Genomic DNA, 13446 nt, shown 5'->3' with positions numbered 1-13446 from the left:
GTCCTGAAAATGACGGTGCTGGGATGCCAGATGAATAATGAGGTGCTCAAGTTTTATATAGGACATCGAATCAGCCTTCCTGGACATTTTGATGACTTGGTAACCTTGGAGGGTGCTCGATCTCTCGGTGCTGATGATTCAGCGGGATATGAGTGTCGGGTGCGTCTTACTGACGGATCGTTGGAAGAGGCTGTTATCTCCGCCGAAGAGGTTGTAGCCGTGCTTGCAAGGGGGCTTGGCGAAGCGAAAACAGAAAAGCCCGTGGACGCCGAGAAACTTCGGCTTCTGGTTGAATCCGCCCGAGTGCGATTGGCCTATGCGCACGATCAGCAGTTTGCTGTAAGCCTTTCTGGAATACGAACCCTGCCGCACCAGATCGAAGCAGTCTACAAGGCAATGCTCCCTCAGCCCAGGTTGCGCTTCCTTCTGGCAGATGATCCGGGAGCCGGCAAGACGATCATGGCAGGTCTCCTGGTAAAGGAACTGAAGCTTCGGGAGGCAATTGAGCGAATTCTTATATTATGCCCCGCCCCACTCACCATACAATGGCAAGACGAGATGCTCCGCTGGTTCGGTGAGCCTTTCGACATTATCTTTGCGGCTGTGGACCAGCAGCAATTGACCAATCCATGGCAGAGATCTTCACAAATTATCGCTTCCATTGACTATGCCAAGCAGGAAGACGTTCGTGAGCGTGTCTGGCAACAGAGATGGGACTTGGTCATCATCGACGAGGCCCACAAGTGTTCGGCCCGGACAGCATCAGGTGGACAGAATCGCGAATCCAAGGTTACGACAACAAAGCGCTACGACCTGGCATCGCGTCTCACCTCCCAGGCCGATCATGTCCTCTTGCTGACCGCCACCCCTCATCACGGGGATGAAGATAAGTTCGCTCATTTCCTCCGGCTTATTGATCCTGACCTGTTCCCGGAACCGCACCGTCTCGGTAAACAGGCCGCCGCAATCCGCAAAGACGTTTTCCGTCTCGGAAAAGATTCCCCATGGTCTCTCCGGCGGCTTAAAGAAGACCTCAAGGACGCCAATGGGAAACGGCTCTTCCCTGACCGTCACACCAACACAGTCACATTCTGTCTGAACAGTGACGAGTACGCCCTTTACAAGAGTGTCACTGCTTACATCAACGAATTCATCCCGCAACAGACAGGCCAGCGGCGTTCGTCCGCGGCATTGACCCGAACCGTCCTGCAGCGCCGATTGGTAAGCTCTACCTGCGCCATTCACGAATCGATCAAGCGGCGGCAAAAAAAACAGGAAGATCTACTGGAGGAGCTCGAGGGGCTTACTCCGGCCCAGCGCGCCAAGCGGCTTGCCGTTCTGCAGGGCCGCCTGCCTGATGCCGAGCAGGAAGAAGACGATCTCGACGATACGGTCCGCGATCAGTTGGTAGATGAATATACGGCTGCGCTGGAACTCGAGCAGTTACGCTCCGAAATCTCCTCCCTAAAGGAACTGGTGGAGCAAGCCCGACGGGTTCGCGAAAACGCAAACGATTCCAAGCTGGCCGCATTAAGACAGTGCCTCGGCGAGGCGCAGTTTCTTGAACTGAAGGACGGCCGGGGAAAGCTCCTTATTTTTACCGAGCATCGGGATACCCTGGGATACGTCCGCGATTACCTTGAAAGATGGGGGTTTAGTACATGCGAAATCCACGGCGGCATGAACCCTCATGAGCGCAAACGCGCGCAGGAGGTTTTCAGGACCGGGGCACAGGTGTGTATCGCAACGGAAGCCGCCGGCGAAGGTATCAATCTCCAATTTTGCCACCTAATGATCAACTATGACATGCCCTGGAACCCGACTCGGCTGGAACAACGACTGGGCCGTATCCACCGCATCGGCCAAGACCGGGATGTTTATGCTTTCAACTTCGTGGCTACGGAATCCGAGGATGGCCAGCCTATCGTTGAAGGCCGGATTCTTCATCGCCTACTGGAAAAGCTCGATCAGATGAACGAGGCACTTGAAGGCCGCGTGTTCGATGTGATCGGTGAGGTGCTGTCTCTGAACGACGTGAACCTCCCGGACATGCTCCGAGATGCGGCCTACGATCCCAGACGTCTCGATGAGTACCTCGACCAGATTGACCGGATTGATCCGGCCAAGCTCAAGGAATACGAGGAAGCCACGGGCATTGCGCTTGCGCGCAGCCACGTTGATTTTTCTGCATTTCAACACCGCAACCTTGAGGTCGAAGAGCGTCGGCTTATGCCTCGATATGTTGAAGCGCAGTTCGTTGCCGCAGCGAAGGAGGTTGGCCTCCGGGTCGAACCAAGGGCCGACGGGCTGTGGCGCGTCGAACACGTTCTTGCGAATCTGCGCTCGGAAAGGCTCCGCTCTGTACAGAGGATCGGCAAACCGGAATCGAGCTATCGCAAGATCACCTTCCACAAGCACCATCTCGAACAAGACGCCCATCTGGACGCAGTGTTGATGGGACCGGGGCATCCTCTTTACGCAGCGGTGGACGAGAAACTTAATGAGCGGTTGACAGGGTTGATCGGAGGCATCGGGTTCTTAGTTGATCCCCTATGCAGTGCGACCTATAGTATCCACCTTTTCGAGATATCCATCCGTGGCAAGGATTCAAAGGGAAACGATGTGCCGCTTTATGGCGAGCTTGTGGCCGTTCGCGAAGAACAAGGGCATTATGAGGTGATACCGAGCGACATCCTTCTTAACTTGGCAGCGCATCCGCATCCACCGCAGGAAATCGATCCTAAACCCACGCAGGGGGCTACCGATTTCCTGAAACGGACCTATCAGCTCGAATGCCGCGCCCGTTGTCAGAGTGAGCGGCAGCATTTCGCACGGGTATGCCGGGAATACCTGGAAAAATCTTTTAAGGCCCGGATCGACCGGGCTCAAGAGCGGGCCATGCTGCTTGCCGCCGAGGTCTTCTCGAAACCGGAATACAAGTTGCCTGCGGATGAGGCCAGGAAGTATGTGGATGAACTCCAGCGCGCACGACAGGAGCGTCTCGACGGCTTAAAACGACTTGAGATTGCCAGGACCGGGCCGGTCAAACATGTTGGAACAGCCTTTGTCATCCCCCCTGATGCCGATATCCAGGCCCAGCTTGCCGACCTGGCCGATGAACTTGATCCAAATGTTCGCCGGCAGAGCGAGATCGCCGCAGAGAACAAGGTGATTGAGGCTTTGATCGCCGAGGGCTTTTCCAAGGAGTGCATCGAACGCGTTGGCCATCTGAAGTTGGGTTTCGACATTCGCGCGCACAGAATCGCTGACGAAGCCACCGGTGAAGTGTTCGTCAAGAGAATCGAGGTCAAGGGACGTCTACGAGGGCAACCAGTTAGACTAACCACCAACGAGTGGTATAAGGCCCAACAGTTGGCCGGGACTTACTGGTTGTATGTGGTTTGGAACCCATTGGGCGATTCCACTGAGCTTGTGCGTATCCATAATCCTGCTGCCAAGCTCGACCACGCCAAAAAAGAGATCGTGGCGGCAAGGTTCTATGAAATTTCTGCAGAGGCAATTGATCTATCAGGTAATGAGGAATGAATATGAGCTATTCCGATAAAGAGCTTGAAACCTTTCTTGACGATATAGAATCCGATCTTGCCGAGCGAAAGGAGTCATGGAAAGGAGACGCCCCAGACAAAGGGCGGCAGGCGGTGTGCGCTTTCGCTAACGATTTGCCCGATCATCAAAAAGCCGGGATTTTATTTGTAGGGGCTAAAGATGATGGAACCCCATCGGCATTGCCAATAACCGACGAACTGCTCCTTGCGCTCTCCGATATGAAGACCGATGGCAATATCCTTCCACTGCCTTCCATTATTGTGGAAAAGCGCATCCTAAAGGGTGTTGAGATGGCGGTGGTCAAGGTGCAACCATCCGATACGCCTCCGGTCCGTTATAAAGGAAGGATATGGGTCAGGACCGGTCCCCGCGGCGCAATCGCAACCCCGCAAGAAGAACGGATTCTAAACGAGAAACGTCGTTATAGAGATCTCCCATTCGATGTCCAACCCTTACCGACCTGCGATTTGTCCGCGCTCAGCCGTCTTTTGTTTGAACAGACTTACCTGCCGAACGCCTTTGCTGCTGACGTCATTGCATCCAACGAACGATCCTATGAGCAGAAGCTGGCTTCATGTCGCATGATAGCTTCGGTTGGCGATCCGGCGCCAACAATATTGGGAATCTTGACAATCGGAGTAACTCCAAGAGACTGGATACCCGGTGCATATATTCAGTTCCTGCGAATTGAAGGTACGGATTTGAGCGATCCCATTCAAGATGAAGCCCTCATCGACGGCGATTTGGCACAAGTACTGCGAAGAATCGACGAAAAGATGGATTCCCATAACCGCATACATGTCGATATCACTTCAGAGGATCGAGAATCCAGGATGATGCCCTATCCTCGGGCAGCATTACAGCAATTGATCCGCAATGCCGTCATGCACCGGGTGTATGAAAATACCAATACACCGGTGCGTGCCACATGGTTTGACGACCGTATCGAGATCAGCAATCCCGGCGGTCCCTTCGGCATTGTAAACCGAGAAAATTTTGGTCGGCCAGGCATCACGGATTACCGCAATCCAAACCTGGCCGATGCTATGAAAGTTTTGGGATTTGTACAGCGGTTCGGCATTGGCATTCAGACAGCCAGAGCAGAATTGAAAAAGAACGGCAACCCGGATCTTGAATTCCAAATCGAACCGATGACCGTGCTGGCCACGGTCAGGAGGCGACCATGAGTGTTCCAGTCCTCACGTTTTTCAACAACAAGGGCGGAGTTGGCAAAACCTCGCTCGTCTATCATCTGGGCTGGATGTTTTCCGAGCTTGGCCATACGGTTGTTGCCGTTGATCTTGATGCCCAAGCCAATCTGACCGCAGCGTTTCTCGATGAAGATGAACTCGAAAGCATATGGGAGGAGGAAGGAAAAAAGCCCTCAACGATTTATCAGGCCATCAAACCACTTACCCAGGTAGGGGATATCATCAAGCCAAGTATAGAAAAAATAACGCAAGGGCTGTATTTGATCCCCGGAGATGTGGCTTTGGCATCATTTGAAGATCTGTTATCCGAATCTTGGCCGAAGAGTATGGGCGACCCCAATTTGTATCGCTACTTTCGCATTCTGACAGCGTTTTGGCAAGTTGCACAAATGGCGGCCCAACAAGTGAGTGCCGATATTGTCCTTGTGGATGTCGGCCCCAATCTTGGTGCAATCAATCGTTCGGCTCTTATTGGTTCCGATTTTGTTGCCATTCCATTGGGCGCTGACCTTTTTTCTCTTCAGGGTTTGAAGAATTTAGGCCCGACACTTCGCTCATGGCGAGAGGGTTGGAAAAAGCGCGTAGATAATTGGCAATCACCCCAATTTGAAATTCCTGAAGGACGAATGAAACCATTGGGCTACATCGTTCAGCAACACAGCGTTCGACTCAGCCGTCCGGTCAAAGCCTATGATAAATGGGTCAATCGGATGCCGAGGGTCTATCACGAAGCCGTGCTTCAACAATCTACTTCCGCCACGAAACCGTCACAGGATGAAGAATGTCTGGCCACATTGAAACATTATCGAAGTTTGATACCCATGGGGCAAGAGGCACGTAAACCGATCTTTCATCTTACCTCTGCCGACGGTGCAATCGGTAGCCACGCCCAGGCAGCTCATGAGGCATACGGCGATTTCAAAGCTCTTGCTGAAAAACTGATGGAACGGATGAAAAAAATGAGCATCCGCCGGAGAAATGCATGACCAACGACCGTAGATTGATTGAAGACTTCCTGCCGATAAAGGCCATCAGCGCCGAAGCGTCGAGGGAGAAATCCATTCGCAAGGGGCACATCTCGACTCTCCACCTTTGGTGGGCAAGACGACCGTTGGTGGCTTGCCGGGCTGCAGTATATGGCGCGTTGGTGCCGGCATTGAAGTTCGTTCCGGAAAACGGGCCAGACAACAAGAAGCAGAGCCTTGGCCGGGCCAGTGCGTCCAAGTTTATTCAACGCCTATGCCGCTATCCGTCAGACTCTAAAAAGCAGCAAAAAGCAGACATAGAACGTGCAATAAGGGAAGCCCAGAAACACATTCTCGAAGCCCACGCCGAGCGGTTGACCAAAGAGACCGGCAAGAAAGTCACAGTCGAGGATATCGAAGAAGGCCGGGCCCCACGTCCCAAGGTGCTGGACATGTTCGCAGGCGGCGGCGCCATCCCCTTGGAAGCCCTGCGTCTCGGCTGCGAGGCCTACGCTCTCGATCTCAACCCGGTGGCGCACATCATTGAGCTTTGTACCCTGGTCTATCCACAGAAATACGGAAAACCCGACCCGAATACCCATGGCATGACTGGCCCAAAAAACACGAAGGGTGAAACTACCTGGGGCGGATTGGCCAATGAGGTCCGTTACTGGGGTGAGTGGGTACTCAAGAAGGTCAAGGTCCAAATCGGCGACCTTTACCCGCTCATACCCGATCCCTACTACAAAGTGAACAAACCTGCTATACAGCCCGAAATGTGGCAGTCATCTCAAAAGGAAACAGTCCCGCCGGGCTACCTTGTGCCAGTTGCCTATATCTGGACGCGGACTGTTCGCTGCAAAAACCCTTTGTGCGGGGCTGCTGTTCCGCTGGTAAGGCAGACTTGGCTGTGCAAGAAAAGTGGCGGAAAAAGAAGTGACCCCAAGTACGTAGCCGTGAAAATCTGCGTTGATCCCAAAAACAAGGACAGTCGTTTCGAGGTTGTTGAAGCAAGGTCTGAGGCCGGGTTGGGATTCAACCCTTCAGCAGGTTCAAAGAGAGGTGACGCAACCTGTTCGCTTTGTGGGACTGTTGCTGACAGCGACTATGTGAAGGCCGAAGGTTGTGCAAAGCGGTATGGGCACCGTCTCATGGCCGTCGTCGCTACCAGCACAAGATCTGCCGGAAAGAAATATCTCCCAACGTCAGACGCTCCCAATCAAGCCTTGGATGAAAGCAGCCTCGATAAGCGTGCAGAAGAAGCTGCTGCGGCATACGGGGTGACCATACCCAACGAACCTCTTGAACCGAATCCCCGATCTTTCGATGTTCAGCATTACGGCTTCACTCACTGGCGCGACATCCTTACACCACGTCAGCTTCTTGCGATGACTTGTTTCGCCGGGCAAATCCGAAAAGCCTATGACGAATTGGTCAAAGCGATGGGGGACCCTGATGTTGCTAAGGCTATGGCAACCTGCCTCAGCATGGCGCTCGGTCGGCTGGCAGACTATTGTACTTCTTTCTGTACTTGGCAGCCTGAATTCGTAGCTCACACATTCGACAGCCCTGGCCTGCCTATGATTATGGATTTCGCCGAAGCCAATCCCATTGTCGACACCTCTGGAAGTTGGCCAAGCGCTATTGATTATGTTGCTGCGGCACTCGAGGAATTCACCGTGGCTGGTTACCCCGGTATCATTGCACGTGGCTCAGCTCTGAAATCGCCTTGGCAACAGAACACTTTTGACGCAATTATCACTGACCCGCCCTATTACGACAGCCGGTCCTACTCCAACTTGGCGGACCATTTCTTTGTATGGCACAAACGATCCCTTGGACACATCCACTCGGAACATTTCGCTTCTGAACTGACGCCGAAAAAGAACGAAGCCATTGCGGCGAAGTACCGGCACCAAGGATCGAAAGACACCGCCGACCGAGCATACGAAAAGATGATGGAGGAAGCATTTATCGAATGCAACCGTGTCCTTCGTCCTGGTATGCCGCTGATTTGCGTGTACGCTCACAAGACAACTGCAGGTTGGTCTACACTGATCAATGCCTTGATGAAAGCTGGGTTTTTGGTTGTGGAGGCTTGGCCGGTCGATATGGAACGAAAAGTGCGTCAGAATGCGCAAAAAACAGCGGCGCTTGCGTCCAGCATCTTTTTGGTTGCCCGCAAACGTGAAGGTGCATTAACCGGGTCATATGAGGACGAAATACGCTCCGAACTTGACAAAATCGTCCGTGAGCGCGTGGATTCACTCTGGAAAATGGGCATCACAGGAGCGGATCTGGTCATTGCTGCCGTGGGTGCAGGTCTTCGCGCCTTCACCCGGTTTTCAAAGGTGGAGTACGCAAACGGCGAGGAGGTCCCGGCCGAGAAGTTTCTGGCCGAGGTGGAAGGAGTCGTGCTGGAGACACTTCTCGAGAAGATCTTCGGGGTCCCCGGAAGCGGGGTAGCCGGAGTGGACGGGCCAAGCCGGTTTTACGTGCTCTGGCGGTACACATATAAAGCAGCCGAGATAGACGCGGGCGAGGCTATTGTCTTTACCTATGGCCAGAACGTTGAGCTGGACGGCCCGAACGGTCTCGCATCAGGTAGCCGCGTGCTGGTCGAAAAGAAGAAAGGTAAATACCGGTTGCGCGATTTCACCGAACGTGGTGATGACGAAAAGCTGGGGATGCCAAAGGATGACGGTAAGTCCGCCACTCTGATCGACACCCTGCACCGCATCCTCTGGCTGCTGGAAAACGAGCCCCGCAAGCTGAATGATTTCCTCGGCGAGGCGAGGCCGGACAGGGAGCGATTGCGTCTGGTAGCCCAAACCCTGGCTGGAACGGCGTTGGCCGGCAGGAAGGACGACGGACCGGAACACACACTGGCGACTACCCCGGCGGAAGTGGCTGCGCTAAAGAAACTCGTTGCCAACTGGCGGCAATTGGTTGAGGCCGGCCTTTCTAATGTAGATCCGAAATCTAAACAACTGAGAATGCCATTTTCGGAGGCCAAAAAGTGAACACACACGCACTTCGTCCTTGGACCGACTTGGTCAAACTTCATCCAGACGTAGAAGCAGGTGCGCTGACCGAGGCAGTGTTCGCCATTGATCTCGGAGCCATTGCTGCCGGTGATCCCAACGTGCCCGTGGTCAACCGCGATCCCGGGGCCTTTTTTCAGGCAACCTACCTGACCTCGGATCTGCGAAAGCTCCTTGAAGAAGTGCTGGCGTCCCTTTCCGGCAAATCTGGATACAATCGGGTTCTGAAGCTACGGGTACCCTTCGGCGGAGGAAAGTCTCACACGTTGGCGTCGCTTTTCCATGCCGCACGAAACCGAGAAGCGCTGGACGGAATGCCGGAGGCTAAGGAATTCACCCGACCCGGCAATGTGGCCGTGGCCGTTTTCGACGGCGAGAAATTCGACGCCCGTAATGGCAAGACGCTGGATGACGGACGGACCATTCAAACCATGTGGGGTTGGATTGCCTGGCAAATCGATCCTGAAAATGCCTATCCCATCGTTGCCAATCACGACAAGGACCGCGTGGCCCCAGGAGGGGATGTAATTCGTGATCTGCTTACCAAGGGGTCAAAAGGTCGTCCGGTTCTGATCCTCCTTGATGAGGTACTCAAATACATGGAGCGGTCCGCTGCGGTCAGTGTCCTGGATTCCACCCTGCAGCGCCAGGCAAAAGATTTCTTTCAGAACCTGACCGTCGAGGTGGCCGGCAGTGAGAAGGCGGCGCTCGTCTATTCCCTTACCTGGAGTGCCAGGGAGGCCCTGGGCAATGTCGGGTTGCTTGCCGAGATCGACAAGCTCGCTTCAAGGGTGGACCAGCTCAGAGAACCAGTCTCGGGGGACGAGGTCCTGCCAATTCTTCAGCGGCGTCTTCTTGGCGAAGCTCCCGACGCTTCCTCTGCCACCGAGGTATCCATGGCATATCAGGACGTTATAACCGGCATGCAACGTGCCTATGCCGAAACGCCGTCGGAGCGTCGGCAGGCTGATGAGGAAGGCCAGCTGTTGAGGAATCGGATGCGGGGGGCGTATCCATTCCATCCAGCGCTCATCGATATCATGAGGGAACGCTGGACGGCTGTGGATGCCTTTCAGCGGACACGGGGTGCCCTCCGTTTTCTCGCCTCATGCATGCATTCCCTGAAGAAGAACGGCGGGGCCAAGGCGCTTCTTGGGCCCGGAGACGTGCCTGTGAAGGACGTGAATGTCAGGGTGAAGATGCTCAAAGAGCTTGGGGTCCAGAACGACTACGACCCTGTCATCACGGCAGATATCGATGGGCCGAACGCGCGGGCGAAACGCATTGATGAAAGGATGGCGCGTGAGACGCCTGCGCTTGCCAGCGTGAAACCCGCCACGCGCATTGCCACGTCCATCCTTCTATACTCGTTTGGTGGATTGCGACGCGAGGGCTCGGGCAGCGAGGAGACGCTGCCACCTGGCGTAACGGAGAACGAACTGCTTGCGGCAAGCGTCGGTCCCGAGCTGGACAACATCACGGCCACCGCCGTCTTGTCCGAGCTTCGCAACACATGCTTGTACCTCCATTATGACGGGGTCCGGTACTGCTTTAAGAAGGACCCGAATGTCACCAAGCTGATCGAGGACGCGGAACAGACCGTTGCCCGTGAGGATTCCCAGGCGCGCGGCCACGGCCCGGTCCGAAGTCAAATCATGGAAATGCTGGACGCCCAGCTGGCCGGCCATCACACGACCATCGTCTGGCCAGCTAAGAGCCAGGACATCCCCGACGAGGACCCCCGTTTTCTCGTTGCCTACCTGCCCCTTGAGTTCGCCGCCGAGGGCAAGTCGGAGCAGGAACGCCAGGCCAAGGAGTACCTGACCAAATACGGAGATCGTCCCCGACGATTCCGGAACGGGCTGGGACTCGCCATTCCGCAAAAAAAACAGATCGAAGCCTTACGGCGCGCCGTCCGGTATCTTTTGGCCATCGACCGTGTTGAAGGCAAGAAGCAGCAACTTCGGCTTACCAAGGACCAGCTTGAACAGCTTCGGGAACGGAAGCGTACGGAGCAGTCTGCCGTTGAGTCGTGCTTCCGGGAGCTTTACACAGCCGTCTGGTTGCCTCGGGTTCAGGGTGGCGAATTGGAGATCGAAAAAGTGGAACGAGGTGGACGGCCGCTTCAGGCGACCGGCGTCCACGAGCGCATTATGGAACTGCTTACCAGTATTGGGACGCCGCGCATTCACGGAAAGGTAAACCCGCAGAAAATCGTCGAGCGAGTGCGGCTTGGCAAATCCTTAGTCGAGGGAGAACTGCTGCTCATGGGCATCAAGGCATCCGATGTCCTCGAGTCGTTTTTCCGGGATATTGTGCCTCCCAGGTTGGAGTCCGGATTGGTCCTGCGCAAGGGGATCGCTCGCGGGGTATTGGAAAACGTCTTCGCCTACGCAATGGGAGGCAACCTTGTTCTCGGTTCTGACGGAAAATACAAGGTGAACCGCGACAAGGTGATCATCGGTTGCTCTATTGCTGATGACGAGATCGATTTCGATTCTGGCTTCATCATGATGCCGGAGGCAGTCCCAGAGGTCCCGGCAGCACAACCCTTCGGAGCGTTTCCGGTCGATACAGGCACAGTTCTTCCCACACCAAGTGTGGATGAAGACCCAACCAGCACCGGTATTGGAAGCACTACGGGACCATTAACTACAGGTGCGGAGTCTGCCGGTCGAAGGAAAACGATCGCCATGACATTCGAAGCCACCAGGGAACAGGTCTTCAAAGCGTTCCCGGCTATTGCGAACCTCGCCGACAAGTCCGACGGCGCCAAGGTGCGAATCCGCATCGAGGGTTCATCTGCTGACGGTTTCGATCCATCTTGGCTGCGTAATGCTGTGGACGAGCCTCTTGATGAGGCCGATATTTTATGGACCGAAGAATAGTAGAAGGGAGGGACAACAAACGAATCCCGCGTTGAGCCCTCGTTTTCCTGAGTGAGTAGCGTTTTTTTGAACGATCTCCCGAAACCCATACCTTACCCTTGGCCCGCCGTTTTGTCGAAAAAATCGGGAGCCAGCTCGGTGTTTTTGGCACTGGAGGGGAATTCTGGTGGCAGGGCACCGGCACATACCAGGCGCTTACCTTAATATAGGCAGGGTCGGCCGGTACATATCCGACTCCGGGATGATGGTGATGAACTGGGCACCACCCCTGTGACTGTGCTGTTTCAACACAGTCATTTTTTGTGCGTGCTTACAGTGCCTTGCAATGGCATCACGGGAATTCAAATACCCCAGCACGTCACACACGTCCTTGGCGAGGAGCACTTTGGGTGCAACTCACTCTGTGGGCCTTTGAACAAGGGGGTGGTGAGTTTTTTCTTGAGTAAGTCGCTGGTTAGGATCTATGGTGACGATAGTGATCCTTCCTCATGCTCAGGGTGAGCATACCATGATACGACTTGATTCATCGCAGGTCGCGGAAGCCAAGCGGCAACTTGAGAGCCGGCGAAGCATTCTGGTGAGGCTGGCAAATGATCCGTCCGTGGAGATGGATGATCTTGATCGCACAGAAATCATAAAGTATCTGGCCAACGGCCTGCGGCCAGAGCAGCCCAGCGACATCCCCTCACTCATGAGATCCTTCATTAAAAGCTGCTACACTTACTCGGTCCTGCGAAAGTATGGCACTCGGGTCCTCGGCCAAATCCCTACACCAGGTACTATTGGCCTGCTCCTTGAGATGGTGTTTGCCGAGAGCTCATTTCTGGATGATGAGACGTGGTATCCCAAAAACTTGTACGCCGTTGCCATGAACATCCAGCGACAAATGCAGTTCGATTTGACGTCCAACCAACCTATGCCCCGCATGCTACGAGTGATGTTGGACGGCTCAAAAGAGATGGCAAAGCGCCTTGCGAGTGGGCTGCAGCCTTTCTATGAATTAATCGAGCAGGTATCGGCCTCCAGCCCTGAGGCAATGTGGAAATTTGTCGTTAACTTTGCCAAGCCCATCTACAATGTGGGTCCGGCGTTGATCTGCGATTTCATAAAGGAGATCGGATTCGTCCGCTTCGTCAAGGTCGATCACCATTTTCTTGGGCAGTTCAAGGGGCTGTTCGGAGGGTATGAGGACTGCAGGCACCTGAGCAACAAGAGGCATTTCCTGCTATCGCAGTGGCTGGCAGATGCCGTCGAGATCGAACCGTACTACCTCGACAGGATTCTATACGAGTGGGGCAGGTACGGTTTTCAGTTATCAAATTACGGCCGTTCATCCCGCCAACAACTCGCACTCACATGTCAACCGGCGGCCGATCTTTTCCTCGATTAGATCCTGTGCCTCCATGTCGTCGTAGCCCCAACTACGACAATATTGCTCGAGATACTGAAATGGCCGCCAGTTTGGATTTCGAGAGTTGTGTTCCTGACCGCATGAATATCGGATCTCTTTCAATACGCAATTTTCGTCCATCACCTTATATGATTGGAGATTTTCCCGAAGTAGCTGGAAATATCCCTCTATAAAACGCTTGTAAATTTCTGGCTGGTCAAGCTCGATGTACGTTTGGCTGGGCAACTTGAATGTGTTACGCATACATAAGGTCCTCCTTGGAAAAACGCAGCAACTGCGTATTATGTGTATTTTGTTCTCGAGACTAAAATTTGGAACAGTGAGACGCGCGCCTAAAATCTGCAGATCACAGAACGGAAC

The 13446-nt window shown here is 54.2% G+C and carries 7 protein-coding genes; 6 read left to right on the top strand and 1 reads right to left on the bottom strand.

Features of this window, described 5'->3' with window-relative positions; genetic code table 11:
- Positions 1 to 30 precede the first annotated feature (30 nt).
- Genes DFT_RS04420 through DFT_RS04400 form a run of 5 tightly spaced genes read left to right on the top strand, consistent with a single transcriptional unit; the run spans position 31 to position 11675 of the window.
- Positions 31 to 3546: a helicase-related protein gene (locus tag DFT_RS04420; RefSeq protein WP_054030003.1), complete on the top strand. Its 3516-nt coding sequence runs from the start codon at positions 31 to 33 to the stop codon at positions 3544 to 3546.
- Positions 3547 to 3548: 2 nt separating this feature from the next.
- Positions 3549 to 4754, top strand: coding sequence for an ATP-binding protein (locus tag DFT_RS04415; protein WP_083453313.1), 1206 nt, complete (start codon positions 3549 to 3551; stop codon positions 4752 to 4754).
- On the top strand, positions 4751 to 5764 hold the full coding sequence (locus DFT_RS04410; RefSeq protein WP_054030001.1) for a ParA family protein: 1014 nt from the start codon (positions 4751 to 4753) through the stop codon (positions 5762 to 5764). The genes DFT_RS04415 and DFT_RS04410 overlap by 4 nt, the downstream gene beginning before the upstream one ends.
- Positions 5761 to 8766: a DUF1156 domain-containing protein gene (locus DFT_RS04405; protein WP_054030000.1), complete on the top strand. Its 3006-nt coding sequence runs from the start codon at positions 5761 to 5763 to the stop codon at positions 8764 to 8766. The genes DFT_RS04410 and DFT_RS04405 overlap by 4 nt, the downstream gene beginning before the upstream one ends.
- Complete coding sequence (locus DFT_RS04400) at positions 8763 to 11675, top strand: ATP-binding protein (RefSeq protein ID WP_054029999.1); 2913 nt, start codon at positions 8763 to 8765, stop codon at positions 11673 to 11675. The genes DFT_RS04405 and DFT_RS04400 overlap by 4 nt, the downstream gene beginning before the upstream one ends.
- 195 nt (positions 11676 to 11870) lie before the next feature.
- On the opposite strand, the gene DFT_RS27190 is transcribed toward DFT_RS04400, so the two are convergent.
- Positions 11871 to 12041: a BRO-N domain-containing protein gene (locus DFT_RS27190; RefSeq protein WP_369688301.1), complete on the bottom strand. Its 171-nt coding sequence runs from the start codon at positions 12039 to 12041 to the stop codon at positions 11871 to 11873.
- Positions 12042 to 12138: 97 nt separating this feature from the next.
- Here DFT_RS27190 and DFT_RS04395 point away from each other — a divergent pair, with 97 nt between their 5' ends.
- Positions 12139 to 13065: a hypothetical protein gene (locus DFT_RS04395; RefSeq protein WP_054029998.1), complete on the top strand. Its 927-nt coding sequence runs from the start codon at positions 12139 to 12141 to the stop codon at positions 13063 to 13065.
- Positions 13066 to 13446 lie beyond the last annotated feature (381 nt).

This window comes from Desulfatitalea tepidiphila (genome assembly GCF_001293685.1).
Taxonomy (GTDB): domain Bacteria; phylum Desulfobacterota; class Desulfobacteria; order Desulfobacterales; family Desulfosarcinaceae; genus Desulfatitalea; species Desulfatitalea tepidiphila.
The sequence above is the reverse complement of the archived record's forward strand: the minus strand, read 5'-3'. Positions and strand labels throughout refer to the sequence as shown.